This is a genomic window from Halobacillus sp. Cin3 (assembly GCF_947311855.1).
Taxonomy (GTDB): domain Bacteria; phylum Bacillota; class Bacilli; order Bacillales; family Halobacillaceae; genus Halobacillus; species Halobacillus kuroshimensis.
In genome coordinates this window covers 217,691-234,529 of record NZ_CAMZMV010000003.1, presented here as the reverse complement: position 1 = coordinate 234,529, position 16,839 = coordinate 217,691, and the positions used below count along the sequence as shown (strand labels likewise).

General features: G+C 48.9%; 14 protein-coding genes. 2 read left to right on the top strand and 12 right to left on the bottom strand.

The features are described from left to right. Nucleotides 1–89: 89 nt before the first annotated feature. The gene (locus QMA39_RS11855) at nucleotides 90–707 is read left to right on the top strand and encodes a hypothetical protein (RefSeq protein WP_281658858.1); all 618 of its coding nucleotides are present in this window, start codon (nucleotides 90–92) and stop codon (nucleotides 705–707) included. Between the two features lie 92 nt (nucleotides 708–799). Here QMA39_RS11855 and QMA39_RS11850 read toward each other — a convergent pair whose 3' ends face one another. From QMA39_RS11850 to QMA39_RS11840, 3 genes are all read right to left on the bottom strand, one after another. Continuing rightward, nucleotides 800–1,555, bottom strand: coding sequence for a CAP domain-containing protein (locus tag QMA39_RS11850; protein ID WP_281658857.1), 756 nt, complete (start codon nucleotides 1,553–1,555; stop codon nucleotides 800–802). 86 nt (nucleotides 1,556–1,641) lie between these two features. Next, complete coding sequence (locus QMA39_RS11845) at nucleotides 1,642–2,781, bottom strand: DEAD/DEAH box helicase (RefSeq protein WP_281658856.1); 1,140 nt, start codon at nucleotides 2,779–2,781, stop codon at nucleotides 1,642–1,644. Between the two features lie 136 nt (nucleotides 2,782–2,917). Further along, a complete protein-coding gene (locus QMA39_RS11840; RefSeq protein ID WP_027956692.1) occupies nucleotides 2,918–3,352 on the bottom strand; it encodes an SRPBCC family protein in 435 nt (144 codons plus the stop codon). 152 nt (nucleotides 3,353–3,504) lie between these two features. On the opposite strand from QMA39_RS11840, the gene QMA39_RS11835 reads away from it, so the two are divergent. Then, nucleotides 3,505–4,911 (top strand): Na+/H+ antiporter NhaC family protein, encoded by a 1,407-nt coding sequence (locus QMA39_RS11835; RefSeq protein ID WP_281658855.1) that lies wholly within the window; start codon nucleotides 3,505–3,507, stop codon nucleotides 4,909–4,911. Between the two features lie 61 nt (nucleotides 4,912–4,972). Here QMA39_RS11835 and QMA39_RS11830 read toward each other — a convergent pair whose 3' ends face one another. From QMA39_RS11830 to QMA39_RS11790, 9 genes are all read right to left on the bottom strand, one after another. Continuing rightward, a complete protein-coding gene (locus QMA39_RS11830; RefSeq protein WP_027956694.1) occupies nucleotides 4,973–5,458 on the bottom strand; it encodes a GyrI-like domain-containing protein in 486 nt (161 codons plus the stop codon). A gap of 193 nt (nucleotides 5,459–5,651) precedes the next feature. Next, entirely contained in the window at nucleotides 5,652–6,608 is a 957-nt protein-coding gene (gene argF / locus QMA39_RS11825) for an ornithine carbamoyltransferase (RefSeq protein WP_281658854.1), read from the bottom strand. Then, complete coding sequence (locus QMA39_RS11820; RefSeq protein WP_281658853.1) at nucleotides 6,605–9,625, bottom strand: carbamoyl phosphate synthase large subunit; 3,021 nt, start codon at nucleotides 9,623–9,625, stop codon at nucleotides 6,605–6,607. The genes argF and QMA39_RS11820 overlap by 4 nt, the downstream gene beginning before the upstream one ends. Then, nucleotides 9,618–10,679, bottom strand: a complete 1,062-nt coding sequence (locus QMA39_RS11815) for a carbamoyl phosphate synthase small subunit (protein WP_281658852.1) — start codon at nucleotides 10,677–10,679, stop codon at nucleotides 9,618–9,620. Before QMA39_RS11815 ends, QMA39_RS11820 begins: the two co-directional genes overlap by 8 nt. Before the next feature lie 98 nt (nucleotides 10,680–10,777). Next, the gene (locus QMA39_RS11810; protein ID WP_281658851.1) at nucleotides 10,778–11,938 is read right to left on the bottom strand and encodes an acetylornithine transaminase; all 1,161 of its coding nucleotides are present in this window, start codon (nucleotides 11,936–11,938) and stop codon (nucleotides 10,778–10,780) included. After that, a complete protein-coding gene (gene argB / locus QMA39_RS11805; protein ID WP_281658850.1) occupies nucleotides 11,935–12,744 on the bottom strand; it encodes an acetylglutamate kinase in 810 nt (269 codons plus the stop codon). The genes QMA39_RS11810 and argB overlap by 4 nt, the downstream gene beginning before the upstream one ends. Beyond that, nucleotides 12,707–13,933 carry a bifunctional ornithine acetyltransferase/N-acetylglutamate synthase gene (gene argJ / locus QMA39_RS11800; RefSeq protein ID WP_281658849.1) on the bottom strand — a complete coding sequence of 409 codons (1,227 nt, stop codon included), beginning with the start codon at nucleotides 13,931–13,933 and terminating at the stop codon, nucleotides 12,707–12,709. Before argJ ends, argB begins: the two co-directional genes overlap by 38 nt. A gap of 21 nt (nucleotides 13,934–13,954) precedes the next feature. Next, a complete protein-coding gene (gene argC, locus QMA39_RS11795) occupies nucleotides 13,955–14,992 on the bottom strand; it encodes an N-acetyl-gamma-glutamyl-phosphate reductase (RefSeq protein WP_281658848.1) in 1,038 nt (345 codons plus the stop codon). 510 nt (nucleotides 14,993–15,502) lie between these two features. Further along, nucleotides 15,503–16,807, bottom strand: coding sequence for a lysine N(6)-hydroxylase/L-ornithine N(5)-oxygenase family protein (locus QMA39_RS11790; protein ID WP_281658847.1), 1,305 nt, complete (start codon nucleotides 16,805–16,807; stop codon nucleotides 15,503–15,505). Between the last annotated feature and the right edge of the window lie 32 nt (nucleotides 16,808–16,839).

Here is a 16,839-nt window from a genome sequence, read left to right as displayed (position 1 = left end):
GTTTCCTCCTTTATACTTTCCTGAATATGTACAGGTTTGTCCCCTTTATACCAGGGTAAAGTAAAACAAACAAAAGAGGGGGAAAAGGTGTGCACCCTAATATCTTCTGGGCGGCGTATGCGGCCGCTCTCATGACTTTGTCCTTGTTTATCAGTGCCACCCATCAGGAAGGACTGCTTCAGCTGACCCGGACGTTTCTCTGTTTTGGTGCAGCTCCGTCTTTGATTGGATACAGTACAAGAAGGGGCTGCTGGTTCCGCTGTTCCTGGAAACGACTGCTTCCTACGGTCTCCTGCCTGCCGGTAACTGCAGCGGTTTTTCTGGCAGGCACCACCGCCGCATACGACTTCCCGGCCGGAGAGACGCTGTCCCCCGTTTGGATGGGCATCCATCTGACTCTGTCGTTTTGGTCGGCGCTGCTTTTCTGGTCTCCTCTTTTGATTCCGGCTCCTTTTTTACGGAGACGAACCTCTATGAAAAAGTTCGCCTATTTGATTGTTACAGGCATGCTTTTCTACTTTTATCACCAAGCCGCCGGTTATGTACAGGGAGAACCTGTATCCATCACGTTTATGACCACAGGCACCACCGCATTGATCATGTACCTTTTCTATTTCATCCATGCATGGGCAGCTGCAGAAGAACAAACGGACCGTCCAACGGTTAAAGGACAGTTCCACCGTTTCCAACGCAATAAGCCCTCATGATTCCATACTTACAGGGTAACAAGTACACCTCTATTTTCACCACCGTAGACGAAAAAAAGGCTGCCGGGAACTTCCCCGGCAGCCTTTCCTGTTCACGTCGATCTCGGCTTCATGAACAACTGGGTCCAATACGTACCGAACCGGCCCTGTCCTTCTACGTAACCCACTCCGATATGAGTGAAATCCTCATGAAGAATGTTGGCCCGGTGACCATCACTGTTCATCCAGCCTTCGACTACTTCCTCCGGTGTCCGCTGTCCGGCTGCAATATTTTCACCAGCAGCAAGATAGGAGAAGTCAAACTGATCCATCATATCAAACGGACTTCCATAAGTGGGCGATTCATGACTGAAATAATTCTTATCCGCCATATCCTGTGACTTCACATCGGCCATGCCGCTCAATCGATCATGCATTTCTAAAGGCGGCAGACCTTCTTCAGCCCGCTCTTTATTGACAAGGACAACGACTTCCCGCTCATATTCACCAGGGGTGTAACTGTCCAGTGCCTGTACCTCCGCTGTCGGCTCGGCTCCGTCCTTTACATCTGGTTGAGAAGAGGAGGAAGACTCAGCTGAAGGTTGTTCCCCTTCCTGTTCCGAGGGGGATTCATCTGGATAGGTCCATTCAATTTGATCTATAAAAGTAAAGAAGTCCTGAAGGTCCGACCGGAATCCTTCCACTTCTTTTTGAAAATTGGTTTCCTGTACCCATCCCTGAATATGCTGGCTCACTTTTTCATAAGAAGCTTTCGGCCCTTCTTTAAAAAGGTCCTGAGCAGAGACAGGAGTAGCTGCAACAATAATGACAAACAAGGCGGCTGAAAAGAGGACAAATTTCTTTATCATGATGATTCTCTCCTTGGTTTGTGAAGGTATGATTCTATCTCCAGTATTCCATGCTCCCCTTCAAAAGGCAACTGTCCCGCTGTCTGCTACCGGGTCTGCAGACGGCCTTTATAGATGATACTTTCCTCTAACGGAATATCAAGGTCTTTAGCCATCTTTTTCAAACGCTTCTCTTCCACAGGGTTGACGATGGAAACGACACGTCCTTCCACTGCCCCGATGCGGCCGGTCCTTCCTGCTCTATGCACATAAGAGCTCGGGTCCTTCGGAATATCCAGATTGACGACGTGATTGATTTCGTGGATATCCAGTCCTCTCGCGGCCACATCTGTCGCCATCAACAATGGATAAGTCCCGTTACGGAACTCCTTGACCGCTTTTGCTCGCTGCTCTTTTTTCGCATCACTGTGAAGGAGACCAAGGTCCAGCTTTTTGTAAACCAGTTTTTCAGCCATCACATTCAGTTTGGCGATATCCTGCATGAAGGCTAGTCCTGTGAACCCTTCGGTGTGGGCCAGCTTCCGGACCATTTCAATTTTTTCCCGATCTTCACTCACGATATAATGGTGGGTCACTTGTGGCTTTTTCATCTCTTCATCAATGCGGATGACTTCAGCATTCTCATCCATGAATGTCTGCGCCAGGTCGATGACTTCATCTGGAAGAGTCGCAGAGAACAACAGCTTCTGCGTATCACGCTGGACGCTTTTTAAAATATGGTTGATCGTTTCTTTGTGTTCAGGGACGAGAAGCTGATCCGCTTCATCAAGAACGACAGCCTTTACTTCATGGGCTTTTAATTTCTTTTTCTGGATGAGCTCATGGACACGCCCCGGCGTCCCTGCCACCATATGTGGTTTCTTTTTCAATTTATCGATTTGACGTTTCACATTTGCCCCGCCAATCAACGTTGTGCTCGTAATCCCGCTTCCCTTCGTCCACTTTTGAATTTCCTGGTGGATCTGCATCACCAGCTCATGGGAAGAAGCAAGGAGCAGGACCTGGGTATGCTTTTGGCTGCTGTCGATTTTCTCAATCAGTGGAAGAAGATAGGCAAGGGTTTTCCCACTTCCTGTCGGTGCTTCTGCCAGCACATCCTCCTCCGCTGAAATAGGAGGAAGAGACGCTTCCTGCACAGCTGTCCACGAATCAAAGCCGGATTCCTCCCATGCCTGTTTCGTAGAGGAAGATAAGCTCTCCAGCCATTCCTGTTGTTTATCTGTCATGATTTATTCGTTCCTTTCTATCTGAAAAACATAGTATATGATCCACGGTATAAAAAATAGGCCTCTTCCCATTTCGTTTGATGGAGAGGCCTTCATGTGTGATCCACAGCTTACTTCCAGTATAGCATGATTGGGTTTAAGATTCGATAAACTTCTTCAAGTGCTGCAGGTGATCCTGATCTTCTTTTTTTATGATCTGTTTGATTAACGGGCGGGTCAGCGTATTGCGCAGTCCCTGTGTGAACAATTCACCCTTGAAGACCACCTTCGTTCCTCCCGGTGCCGGTTCAAACTGATAATGGTAACGAAGGTCAAGACCACTCTGCACACTCTTCACCGAATACGACCGGTTTTCTTCCAAGGCGGTGACCTCAATGACCGCCGAGACCTTCCTGCCTCTAATCTCTCTCGTCTCTTTGAATTTATACCCTTCTCTTACAGGGCCATCACTCAGCAGTTCCACCGCAACGACTGCTTCCATAATCTGCGGACTGTTGGAAAAATCCACGGCAGCTTGGAATACTTCTTCTACCGGCCGTTCAATCAGGACCGTCTGGGTCATAAAACTCATAGTCTTCCTCCTCTCTCTCCTTTTCCTATTCTCCACAAAAGGCCCTTCCCCCTTTTTCCAGATGATGATTCCATTTCTCCCGATCCTGGAGGTATAACACGTGCGGAAACACACAACCTACGAAAAATAGAGGTATGAAAGGGGGACCGATTATGGACTGGTTATCCGTCCTTCCATTTATCGTTGTCATCTTCGCAGCCATATGGACCAGGCAGGTCGTTCCAAGTCTCCTCTTCGCGGTTGTTGTTGCCGGATATATTATGGATTTCCACTGGCTTGGAGGGATGTTGACGGCTCTCGGTTTTATTATTGACGGCCTGAAGGATGAAAGCAACATTAAAATCATCCTGTTTTTATATGCTTTTTCTGCTTTGATCGGTCTGATTAAAATGTCCGGCGGGATTAAAGGGTTTGTGCAGGAGGCGGCCGAACGGATTGAACATAAGCGGGGAGCTTTCATGCTGACCTGGATTTCCTCTGTCGGAACCTTCAGCGCCCCAAGCTTCCGGATCGTCACGATTGGACCTGTCATGAAAGCGCTGAGAAAATCCATCCCTATGACGAAACAGGAGCTTGGATTTGTCATCGAGACGACCGCTTCCCCCCTCGTCGTCCTGATTCCGATTGCTACAGCCTTCGTCGGCTACATGACCTCCGTCATCGAATTATCACTTAAACAGGCAGGACTGGAGGGAGACTCCTACAGCCTTTACATCCAAAGCATTCCCTACAACTTTTTCGCTTTTGCAATGCTCGGGGTAGGCTTCTATCTGAGTTTCTTCCACAAAAATAAGACGCCTGCCACCGATGCTGAAAATCATGGGGAGCAGACGGAGGATGATCATTGGGAGGACTGCCACCCGGCCGTAACGAAAGATCTTCCTGCCAAACCGTGGCATTTGATTGTCCCTTTGATCAGCGTCATTCTCCTGACTTTTCTACTCATGTACAGTCTCGGCGTTCAAGCCGGACGCCAAGGAATCGATGCTCTGATCAACGCCAATGTGCTTGATGCCATGGTCCTTGCGGTTGTGCTTACGTTAACAGCCTTTGTCATCTACCTGAAGCTGCGGTCGGAACCCTTGAAAAAAATGATGGACAGCTTAATTGCCGGCGGGAATGATATGATGGGCGTCATCCTTCTCCTTGCGATGGTATGGGGGCTGAGCACCGGATCGGAAGCGCTTGGTTTTGCGGAGACGATCTCCTCCTCCTTTTCCTGGGTCCCTGCAGGATTTGTCGCCGTGATTACTTTTATTGCAGGCTGCGGCATCTCCTACTTCATCGGGTCCTCCTGGGGGACTTGGGGCATCCTGATGCCTGTCGGAGTATCCATTGCAGCTGTCGCCGACAGTTCCCTTCCTATGGTAATCGGAGCTGTTTTTGCAAGTGGTACGTTCGGAGCTTTCGCTTCTCCTTTAAGTGACGATACGAATACGACGGCCGGAATTCTGGATTTGAATCCTATGAAGTACGCCCGGTTCAAGCTCCGGCCCGCTCTCATTGCCGCCGGTGCTGCCGCTGTTCTCTATTTCATGCTTTCCTTCTTCCTTACTTGAACACTGAAGCACAAAAAAGGAGCTGATCCGCTTAAACAGATCAGCTCCTTTTTTCAGAGTCTCATTTGATTGGCAGATAGAGACAGTATCTTGTTTCCTGTCCTGTGTAAGGATGATACTCCTCAAAGCCGAATCCTTCCACCTGCTGATATCCATTTTCTACAATCCATTGATGAAGAAACGTATACGGGTCAAAGTCGTGAATAGAAGGGTCATAATCGATCATGGCGTACGTGTGAGCAGGGACGGTTTTTGTAATCATATCCTGTGGAATCTTTTCAAAACTCTCGACTTCCACGGCAGCAATCCAATAAAAAGCATCTCTGGATTCATTCCAATTCGGAGGGTCTACAAACATTCCGATCGAACGGGGGGCGTGGACACGGTTCTTCACTTTCGGCAGTTTCATCGTATGAAACTGCTCCATCAGCCTCGGCACCTTGATGGACCGTTCATCCATCATCGTTTGACAAGAGACACCGACCACCTTGAAATGGGGCTTTTGAACGACCTTGGGTTCCACTGCTGTTGTCACTTGCTCACTCATTGCATGGCCACTCCTTTTGATTTTGATCTCTCTTTGACTACTTCCACATGAAACCTTGTAATCCCTTGTAGAAATATCGCGTTCGATGATATTCGCAGCCATTCGACTATCTTTTTATGCACCCTGGCGTAAGATAAAGTATAAAGTTCCATTCCTTTATCTTACGGTGGAGGGAGGAGCATTTATGTCACTTTTATTTCCAGCCGATAACCGCCTGGAGAACAGCCTTCTGCACGTGCATACGATTTTCAGCCTGTTGAAAAACGACCGAATGGGTTCCATCAATGACGTCGGCCGTCACTTCCTCTCCCCGGTGGGCAGGAAGACAGTGGAGGAAGGTCACATCGTCAGCCGCCTGCTCCAACAATGCACCATTGACCTGGTAACCGTTGAAGTCCCGAAGGCGGGCCTCCGCTTCGTCCTCCTGCCCCATACTCGCCCAGACATCTGTATAAATGACATCAGCCTTCCATGAGGCACGCGTGGGGTCGGATTCGATCGTCACTTTCCCGTCATATTTGCCGGCAAGCCCGCGGGCCCGTTCTGTCAGCTCCGTGTCCGGTTCATAGCCTTCCGGTGTACAGATGACCACTTCCATCCCCACCATAGCGGATAGGATCATCAAGGAGTGGGCCACATTGTTGCCATCGCCGATATAGACCACTTTCAATCCAGAGAGACGGCCCTTGATTTCAAGAATCGTAAAGATATCCGCAAGAGCCTGACACGGATGGTAGCGATCACACAACCCGTTGATGACAGGGACAGAAGCATGGGCAGCCAGTTCCTCGAGTTTCTCATGGGAGGTGGTCCGGTACATAAGCGCATCCACATACCCTGACAGAACCTGTGCCGTATCGGCAATCGTTTCACCACGACCGATTTGAATATCCCTTGAATTCAAGTAAAGGGCGTGCCCTCCCATCTGGACCATTCCGACTTCGAAGGACACCCGGGTTCTTGTGGAAGATTTCTCAAAGATCATGCCGAGCGTCTTCCCTTTCATGGACTGCGAGTAAGGATTCTCCTTCACATACTGGGCGGCCGCCAGAAGCCGGGAGACATCCGACTGGGTATAATCAAGCCACGTCAGCAGGTGACGGCCGTGCAGGGATTCATTGGCTGCGTGCATTTGTTCCATTAAATTCATAGGGATTTCACTCCTTCTAGGGATTGTTGCGGCAGAGGGACAGGGACAGGATCTTTGCATTCCAATCCTTTTACATACGCATAAAAGGTCGCTGCCTCGCTCATGACGGTCAGGCCGTTTTTGACAGCTGTAATTCTGCGTTTTTCTGCTTCCTCACCCGATTGGTCATTGACATAAACAGCAGCATCTTCTTTCGTAATCCATTCCTCGAATGGCAGGTCAGAAGCTTCCGGGACGTGTCTTCCTTCCAGTTCCACTAAACACGCTTCCTTCACGTCATACAGATCAGGGAGGTGAGCGAATACCTTGGCAAGAGCTTCTTCGACCGTTTTGCCTAGACACATGCCTTCACCCGTCGATTTCATGTTCGGGCCAAGCTTATGATCCAGGTCCGTCATGGCATAAGAGGAGAAAAGCGGATATTTGACAGCTGTCTCCTGAAAAATGGGATCCGGCTGTTGGGATAGACTGAATTCAGCGTCGTCGGTCAGGATCCGGACGGCCCAGTCCACCATCGGGATATCTGCGACCTTACTGACGATCGGAACCGTACGGCTTGCCCGCGGATTGACTTCCAGAACGTACACGTCATCCTGCTGAATGAGAAATTGAATGTTCATTAAGCCGCAATAGGTGAATTCCACCGCAATTTTTTCACTATACGTGCGGATTTTCTGCTTCAATGAATCTGTCAGTGTGGATGGAAATACAGCCATACTGTCGCCTGAATGAACTCCACCAGGTTCGATATGTTCGATGATGTCCGGCAGGTAGATCGAATGGCCGTCCGACACGAGATCCACCTCTACTTCCGCCCCTTGAAGCAGAGAGTCCAATACGATCGGATAATGACGATCATCCGATTCAGCGAGCGCCTGCTCCAGCTCCTGTTTATCCTGTACAATGACCATTCCCTGACCACCAATGACATACGAGGGGCGGCAGAGAAGCGGGAAGGTATAAGAATCCGCAGCTTCCAGCGCTTCTTGCTTGGAATGACAGGTCGTTCCGGCCACATGCGGGATACCGAGTTTTTTCAGCGCTGCGTAAAATTTATCACGGTCCTCCAGGGCATCAAGCACATCGGCGCGGACCCCAGCTAACGGAAGGCCCGCTTTCTCCAAGTCTTCGGCCAGATTAATCGCCGTCTGTCCTCCAAACTGTGGGAAGACAAGATCAATGCTTTCGTGTTCCACAATGGAAGCGATGATTTCTTTTTGGATCGGTTCAAAATAAAGGCGGTCGGCGGTTTCATAATCGGTACTGACCGTTTCCGGATTATTATTGATCATGATCGTCGTCCATCCCTGCTTCTGAAGGCTTTCAATCGCCTTAACTGCACTGTAGTCGAATTCAACACCCTGACCAATTCGAATGGGCCCGGAACCAAGAATCAACGCCTTCTTCCCTTTTGAAGGAAGCGGTGCAATTTCATTCATACCGGCAAAAGTACTGTATACGTAGTTTGTTGCGGCTTCAAATTCGGCCGCACATGTATCGACAAGTTTAAAGGAACGCTGGATATCATACTCTCTGCGTGCCTCTTCCACATCGGCTGTTGTGCACCCGGCGAGTGCTGCGATATGGTCGTCCAAAAACCCGTAGACTTTTGCCTGATGAAGCAGCGGCTGTGACAGTCCTTCCGTACCAAGAGCCATTTCTGTATCGACTAAATGACGGATGACTTGAAGGAACAAAGGATCGATTTGTGTCTCCTGATGGATTTTATCCATCGACGTCCCTTTCCGAATCAAGTCATAGATGGCAAAAAAGCGCAGGTCCGTCGGCTGGTGCAGATGGTACCAATGATTGTCCACTTCAGGAATTTTCGTATCGAGCGATTGTACAGCCTTCTGGAACGCTCCCTCCATCGTGCGGTCGATCGCCATCACTTCGCCGGTCGCCCGCATTTTTGTACCAAGCGAACGGTCCGCCTGTGGAAACTTATCAAACGGCCATCTTGGGAATTTGACGACAACATAGTCAAGAGCAGGCTCGAAACTTGCGTACGTATATCCTGTTAATGGATTCTCCAGCTCATCCAGTGTGTATCCAAGTGCAATCTTGGCAGCCATTTTAGCAATCGGGTAGCCCGTCGCCTTTGAAGCAAGGGCGGAGGAGCGGCTGACACGCGGATTGACTTCAATGACGTAATACTGCTTGCTTACAGGATCGAGGGCCAGCTGGACATTGCATCCTCCAATGACTTCAAGCGCTGATACGATTTTTATTGAAGCGGAACGAAGCATTTGATAGTCATCATCTGTCAAAGATTGAGAAGGCGCGACGACGATGGAATCCCCCGTATGCACACCGACGGGATCGAAGTTTTCCATGTTGCAAACCGAAATACACGTCCCCTTATGGTCCCGCATGATTTCATATTCGATTTCTTTAAAGCCGGCAATGCTTTTTTCGACGATGACCTGATGAATCGGACTCGCCTTTAAACCTGTAGCTATCAATTCATCCAGGTCTGCCTCATCGTGAACGATTCCACCACCGCGTCCCCCAAGGGTGTAGGCCGGGCGGCTGATGATTGGATAACCGACCTCCGCAGCGAACACGCGCGCCTGTTCCGTCGTAGTGATGACCTCACTTTCCGGTACCGGCTGATCAAGGTCGTTCATCAAGGCACGGAACAATTCACGGTCTTCTCCCTGCATAATCGAGGAGATTCCTGTCCCCAGGAGGGTGAGGTCATATTTTTTCAACACTTCTTCCTTTTCCAGTTCGACGGCGAGGTTCAGTGCCGTCTGCCCTCCCAGTCCCGCTAAAAGGGAATCCGGGCGCTCCATCGCAATGATTTTTTCCAGACTCGCTACTGTCAGTGGTTCGCAGTAGACTTTATCCGCAACATCATAATCCGTCATAATGGTCGCCGGGTTATTGTTGACGAGGATGACTTCATGACCTTCTTCTTTCAGCGCCAGACATCCCTGTGTTCCGGAATAATCAAACTCTGCGGCTTGACCGATCATGATCGGACCTGATCCGATAACCAATACTTTAGACATGTTCCTTCACTCCTTTGCTGCCTACAAGACTAATGAAGTCATCAAACAACCATTCCGCATCCTGTGGACCAGGGTGGGCTTCAGGGTGGAACTGAGCCGACATCAACTGTCCTGAATCATGCATCAACCCTTCAATCGAACGATCATTCACATTAAAGAAACGCTCTGACAGCGGCGTCTTTGATAAACTGTCTTTTTTCACAACGTAGTTATGATTCTGGGACGTTAGAAAAACCTTCCCTGTTACGGCGTCTTTGACAGGGTGATTGGCACCGCGGTGACCAAATGGAAGCTTCTCCGTATCCGCTCCGTAGGCCAGTGCAATAACCTGATGTCCCATGCAGATTCCGAAGGACGGATACTCGTCGAGAACGAATTTGATCTGTTCAATCTTCGGTAAAGCATCTTTCGGGTCTCCAGGACCGTTGGACAAAATAATGGCATCTGGTTTCACCTTATGAACCGCTTCAACCTGTGTAAAAGGAATAACCGAAACTTTCACTTGGCGCTTCAGCAAAGCCTGCAGGATGGATTTTTTCCAGCCAAAATCGATTAAAGCGACATGAAGACTTCCTTCACCATACGTCTCTACCGTCTCCCCCTGTACAGCGAATATCTGCTGATCAGACGGTTCGGAAAAGTCGTGATGATTCTGATGACTCATGACCGCCTGTTGTGTCCCATGAGCCCGTATCGCTTTCGTAACTTCCCTTGTATCTACGCCCGTGAGATAGGGCACCTGCTGCCCATCCAAATACGCCCCGAGCGACTGGGTCGACTGGAAGTGAGAAGGCTGCTGTGTGCATTGGTACATGACCACTCCGCTCACTTGAATTTCGCTGCTTTCTTCATCCGTATCATTAATGCCGTAGTTACCAATGAGTGGATACGTGAAAACGACAATCTGATCTTTGTAGGAGGGATCTGTGAGAACTTCCTGATATCCGGTCATTCCGGTAAAGAAAACAATCTCCCCCTGCATGGGTTCTTGTAACGTCGAAGAAGCCTTTCCTGTAAATGTCCGGCCGTCTTGTAAATGTAGGTAACTTTTCATGACCTTCACCTCGCTGAATGAATATTTATTATATATACTGAATTTTTATACATTGAGTGTCTGGAAAAGACGGTGCTTAAAAGTCACCGTCTTATCTTTTAGGCGTTCTGCAGGTTTTTTTCCTGTTCCACAAGGGATGCCTTGATCAAAGCGGCAGCCCGCTGTAGTTCCTCCGTTTCCACCGTTAATGGCGGAAGCAGTCTCAGGACATTCGGTCCGGCTACAACAGCCAGCAGTCCTCTGCCTCTGAGGGAGTGGACGAGCTCAATGGCCGGCGTGTCCACCTCCACTCCGATCATCAATCCTTTTCCACGGATATCCTTGACGCTGTTTAGAGAGCTAAGCTCTTCTTGGAGCGCTTGAACGAACGTGTGCCCCTTTTCCTCTACGTCGGTTAAGAAGGAAGAAACAAAAATCTCTTCCAGCGTCGCCTGCACAGCGGCAGAAGCCAGCGGATTTCCGCCAAATGTAGAGCCGTGGGACCCGGCTGAAAAGGAAGGGGCCAGTTCTTCTTTTCCAATCATGGCCCCGACAGGAAACCCACTGCCAAGCCCTTTCGCTGTCGTTACGATATCCGGATTCAGACCATGATGCTGGTAGGCGAACGGTTTTCCTGTCCTGCCGATCCCTGTCTGTACTTCATCAATGATCATGAGTGCTCCGAGTTCGTCGCACTTGGCTTCAACCGCCTGCAGAAATTCTGTCGTACCGGGGATGACGCCCCCTTCTCCTTGAATCACCTCAACCATAATGGCGGCAACAGAACCATCATGAACGCGCTCAATGGCTTCCTTGTCATTGTAAGGAAAGTATTCGAACGTCTGCAGCAGACTTCCGAACCCTTCCTGAATTTTCGCCTGGCCTGTTGCACTCATCGTCGCAAAGGTCCGTCCATGGAAGGACTGTTTGAAGGAAATAATCTTTTCTCTTCCTGTATGCTTTCGAGCCAGCTTAATAGCCGCTTCATTAGCTTCCGCCCCGCTGTTGCAGAAGAATGCATAATCCAGACCGGATCCTTTACATAAAAGCTCCGCTGCTTTCCGCTGAGCAGGAATTTCGTAGAGGTTGGATACGTGCCATACCTGATCGAGCTGCTTCTGAAGGGCTTCCTGGACCTTCGGTGGACGGTGTCCGAGATTACAGACAGCGATCCCTGATACAAAATCGAGGTATTCCTTTCCTTGATCGTCCGTCACTTTTGTACCTTCTCCAGATACAATCGTTAACGGAAAACGGTTATATGTCGGAAATAAACTCATAATACGGTCTCCTTTCGGCCAGAACGGATGGAGGTTCCTTTCAGTTGGCTGCCCTGTACAAGACGATCCCCGCCGCTTACAATCCACACTTCCTGAAGCCGGTCGGATAAGGCTTCGACGGCGGACTGCACCTTTGGAATCATCCCCCCATAAATGATACCTTCCTGGATGTACTGATTAATTTCCTCCGGGGTCGTACCCTCAACCAGCTTCCCATCGACTAAAATACCGGGAACATCTGTGACAAAGAGGAGCTTTTCTGCTTGAACAGCTCTTGCTACTGCGGCGGCGGCGGTATCGGCATTGATGTTTACCGTGCGTCCGTCTGTCGTTTTTCCAAATGGAGCGACGACCGGTACGTATCCACCCTCAAGCAGGTGATCGAGCACGGATGGATCGACCTCTTTAACTTTTCCAACGAAACCAAGCTGCGCTTCGTCCACAAAGTCAGCGGTCAACAATTCGGCTTCAGAGCCTTTCACACCGAGAGCTTTTACCCCTCGTCCGGAAAGTCTTCCTGTAATTTGACTGCTCACGGTACCACCAAGGGCCATCTCAACAGCTTCCATCGTATCTGCTGTCGTTTTCCTCAATCCTTCAATAAACTCCCCTTTGATCTGCAGACGATCAAGCAGCCGTCTGATAGCAGGTCCTCCACCGTGCACGATGATGCAGCGGTAATGGGTAAGGAGTTCCTGGAAACTGTCATAAAAATCGTCTGTCAGCTTATCGAGCATACTGCCGCCGAGTTTGATGACAATGGTTGGTTTATGTTCGGTAGCTGGCGTTGATTTTGACGTAGTCATACGTTAAGTCACACCCCCAGGCCGTTCCAGCTCCATACCCTTCACCAAGATGGATGGAAATATGCACTTCTTCATTGTCCAGGTCCTCCGTTGCCTGCTCTTCTGAAAACGGACACGGCGTCCCTTTGCTGAAGACGAGCTGATCCTCAATGTAAATGTCACACGCTTCCGCGTTCACTTCAGCTTCACTGTGACCAATCGCACCGACAATCCGACCCCAGTTGGCATCCAGCCCGTAGACGGCCGTCTTCACAAGACTTGAGCCGACTACCTTTTTGGCAATGATCCGTGCCTCTTCATCTGAACGAGCACCGGAAACGTTCACTTCGATGAGCTTGGTAGCCCCTTCCCCGTCTTTAGCGATCTGCTTGGCCAGATCCTCGCACACCAGCTGAAGGGTCGTTTGGAATGCATCCCAGTCTTCGTGATCCTCATCAAGCGGTTCATTATCCGCATGGCCGTTGGCAAGAGTCAAAACCATATCATTCGTGGAGGTTTCCCCGTCCACAGTAATCTGATTGAACGATTTATCTATCGATTGGCCGAGAGCGCGTTGGAGCGCTGCTGGTTCAATAGCCGCATCGGTCGTAATGAAACCAAGCATTGTCGCCATATTCGGGTGAATCATCCCTGAACCCTTGGACGCGCCGCCGATGGTCACGGTTTTCCCATCAATGACTACCTGGTAGCAAGCAGATTTCTGACAGGTATCTGTCGTTAAAATCGCCTGTTGAAAATCGCTGTACCCCTCTTCCGATACTTCAACGGTTTCACACCCGTAGGATATTTTCTCCATAGGAAGCTGCTGTCCAATTACACCTGTTGAAGCGACGGCTACGAAATGTTCAGGCAGACCAAAGCGTCCGGCGATCATTTTTCTCATTTCATAGGCGTTCTGCAAACCTTCTTCTCCTGTACAGGCGTTCGCTACGGCACTGTTAATGACAACCCCCTGGAGTTTTCCTTCTTCATTGACACTCTCTTGAGTCACCTTCAATGGAGGAGCCTGGAAATGACTCTGTGTATAAACGGCTGCAGCAGAAGCTGGTGTTTCACTGAGCAGAAGGGCAAAGTCTTTTTTACGGTAGCGGAGGCCGCTGTGAATCCCGCCTGCACGGTACCCTTTTGGAGACAAAATGGAGCCTCCCGTTACTTTTTCCATCTGCTTTGATTTATCCACTTGTATCAAATCATTTCTCTCCTTCTTTAGTTAGGGATAGACAGGATGTGGCGCAAGTCCTGTTCTTTCGTCAAGCTGGAATAATAGATTCATATTTTGAACGGCCTGACTGGCTGCACCTTTCATTAGGTTATCAATGACACTGACGATGGTCACCCGGTTCGTTCTTAGGTCGACCGTTACACCAATATCACAATAATTGGACCCGTATACGTCTTTTGTAGCTGGAAAATCTCCCGGCCTTCGCACACGGACGAATGGTTTGGATTCATAGTATTTGAGAAAAAGAGAATGCAGTTCTTCGGCTGTCTTTTTTTCTTTTAAGGTTACATAGATCGTAGCCATGATTCCTTTCGTCATCGGAACCAGATGGGTGGAAAACGTCACCGGACGCGTGTCTCCACTCCATACAGAAAGCTGCTGTTCAATCTCCGGGATATGCTGATGCTGATTCACTTTATAAATCTGGAAATTTTCCTGGGCATGAGCGAAATGCGTCAATGGATTGGCATTTTTACCTGCTCCGGAAACACCCGATTTCGCATCGATGACAATAGATGATGGGTCAGCAAGGTTTTCGGATATCACTGGACCGAGTCCGAGCAGAGAAGCCGTCGGGTAACAACCCGGATTAGCGATCACTCCGGCTGCACGAATGGCTTCTGCATTCCATTCAGGAAGTCCGTAAACAGCTTCCTGAAGGGTTTCAACAGGAGCCGGCGGCTTTTTGTACCATTGCTGATAAGCTTCAGGATCCCGCAGGCGCAGATCTCCGGATACATCGATAATTTTAGCTTTTCCTCCAAGCAGTTCAGGTGTAAGTTCTGCCGACACTCCTGAGGGTGCTGCCAGGAACAGGACATCCTGCTCTTCCTTCATCTTTTCAGGGTCAAGATCCTGTAATTCGTGTCGGCTCCCCCCTGCAAACCGGGGAAACATTTCCTCATAAACTTCTCCTGCCCTTGATGAGGAGTACAGCGTTATTTGACTGATCTGCGGATGGGTGCTGAGGATCCGGAACAGTTCCATGCCTCCGTATCCTGTCGCCCCTACAATTCCTGCTTTCAACGAAAAAACCACCTTTATGTATAAATATGATAAGGTCTGTATATTTACAATATTATTAACCCTTAGAAGTCATCTGTCAATAGGCAGCTGCCACATTCTGACGATTTTACAGAGTCGTAATCTCATAGACTGCGGTTGTTGCAATCCACCCAGCTTTTCAAGCTCATAGTTATCCACATGTGCATAACTGACACCTATCCCTGAAAACTTCTGTTTTTATTCACATATACACACATTTATACACAAAAACCACAATCAAAGTCTTATATGCCCCTCCCTATCTAAGAAAAGGTAAGGATCTTTCCACATAAAAGGTTTGACGGAATGAAAAAGAGGAGTTTTTCTGTTGACTAGAAAAACTCCTCTCTTATCCTATAAAGTCATAGGTGCGAAAAAATGTGCTTCCCCTTCACCGGAAAACCATCCGTATGGATCATAACAGCCAAAGCAGAAATCACAGGGTTGTCTATACAATGAAATGGTCCAGCATGTGCCACATCGTTTCGGTTATTAGACGTCAAAGGTTTGGAAAACGTTTGTCTCATTCAGAGGATAGACGTTTCTCTTCGTCAAGTGGTTAATAATCACCTTATTCCGGTGTACCGACAACCCGAGATTCGTGGAACCAACGCCATGGGTGTGGGAAATGCCGCTGTGGACATAAATATGATTGGAGTTCGGTTTCTGCTGCACCAGACGGTAATCCTCTGTCACTTTATAACGACCCTCATCGTCCCACACCAATAGATCGGTGAGTTCCGTGACAAAGTCCGGAACATACGGCTGATAACCTGTAGCTGCAATAATCACTTCAGAATCATGGCTGAATGTTTCATCCTTCTGAATATGACGGCCTTCAAGGGTATAACCCCCCGCTTCATTTCTTTCTACTCCATTGATTTCACTGAGCACTTTCAATCCGACGTTCAATGTCTCCCGACCGACCGAATGCTCGTATAACAAATTATAGATATCATTAATGGTATGATTGCTGATTCCTTTGTAATACAATCCCTGTCCGGCAAAAATATCATCTTTCTGCTTTTGGGAAAGCTGATAAAAGTAATCCACATAATCCGGAGAAAAATGCTCCAGACTCAACTTTGATTCTTCCATCGATTCAAAACCGGCAGAGCGGGTGATCCAATCCAGCCGGTAGCCCCCGCTCCTCTGCTCTTTCAGAAGTTCACGAAACGTTTCGGCAGCACTCTGTCCTGAACCGACAACTGTGATCGATTCCGCATTCCTGCAGTCGTCATAGTGTGATAGAAATTCTGACGTATGAAAAACTCCTCCGCCCTCCACTTTTCGGAACGAGGCCGGCATCACAGGGACACTGCCTGTGCCGAGCACGAGATTTTCTGCGAAATACGTGCGGATTTCCTGTGTTCCTACATCCCGGACTTCAACCGCATACAACGACTTTTCTTCCTCAAGCGTCAATCCCACAACCTCTTTTCCAAACACACAGCTGGTCAACTGTTCAGCCGCCCATTGGCAGTAATCGTTATACTCCCTCCTCGGGATATCCAAGCGCTGCAGAAAATAAAAAGGATACATCCGACCATTTTTATTGATGTAATTCAAAAAGCTGTATGGATTTGTCGGATCCGCCATCGTTACTAAGTCGGCGAGAAACGGGACCTGCATTTTCGTCCCTTCGATCAACATGCCTGGGTGCCATTCAAAGGCGGGCTGTTTTTCAAAAAACAGGGCCTCTACATCTTCAAGCGGCTCAGAAAGTGCTGCTAAACTGAGATTGAATGGTCCTACCCCTACACCGATTAAGTCATAAACCTTTTCTCGTTGCTCCATCATCCACGACTCCTTATCTGAAAAGTGATAGA

Coding starts and splice junctions, on each gene's coding strand:
- QMA39_RS11850 (WP_281658857.1), bottom strand. CDS start 1,555: ATGATAAAGAAATTTGTCCTCTTTTCAGCCGCCTTGTTTGTCATTATT.
- QMA39_RS11845 (WP_281658856.1), bottom strand. CDS start 2,781: ATGACAGATAAACAACAGGAATGGCTGGAGAGCTTATCTTCCTCTACG.
- QMA39_RS11840 (WP_027956692.1), bottom strand. CDS start 3,352: ATGAGTTTTATGACCCAGACGGTCCTGATTGAACGGCCGGTAGAAGAA.
- QMA39_RS11835 (WP_281658855.1), top strand. CDS start 3,505: ATGGACTGGTTATCCGTCCTTCCATTTATCGTTGTCATCTTCGCAGCC.
- QMA39_RS11830 (WP_027956694.1), bottom strand. CDS start 5,458: ATGAGTGAGCAAGTGACAACAGCAGTGGAACCCAAGGTCGTTCAAAAG.
- argF (WP_281658854.1), bottom strand. CDS start 6,608: ATGAATTTAATGGAACAAATGCACGCAGCCAATGAATCCCTGCACGGC.
- QMA39_RS11820 (WP_281658853.1), bottom strand. CDS start 9,625: ATGTCTAAAGTATTGGTTATCGGATCAGGTCCGATCATGATCGGTCAA.
- QMA39_RS11815 (WP_281658852.1), bottom strand. CDS start 10,679: ATGAAAAGTTACCTACATTTACAAGACGGCCGGACATTTACAGGAAAG.
- QMA39_RS11810 (WP_281658851.1), bottom strand. CDS start 11,938: ATGAGTTTATTTCCGACATATAACCGTTTTCCGTTAACGATTGTATCT.
- argB (WP_281658850.1), bottom strand. CDS start 12,744: ATGACTACGTCAAAATCAACGCCAGCTACCGAACATAAACCAACCATT.
- QMA39_RS11790 (WP_281658847.1), bottom strand. CDS start 16,807: ATGGAGCAACGAGAAAAGGTTTATGACTTAATCGGTGTAGGGGTAGGA.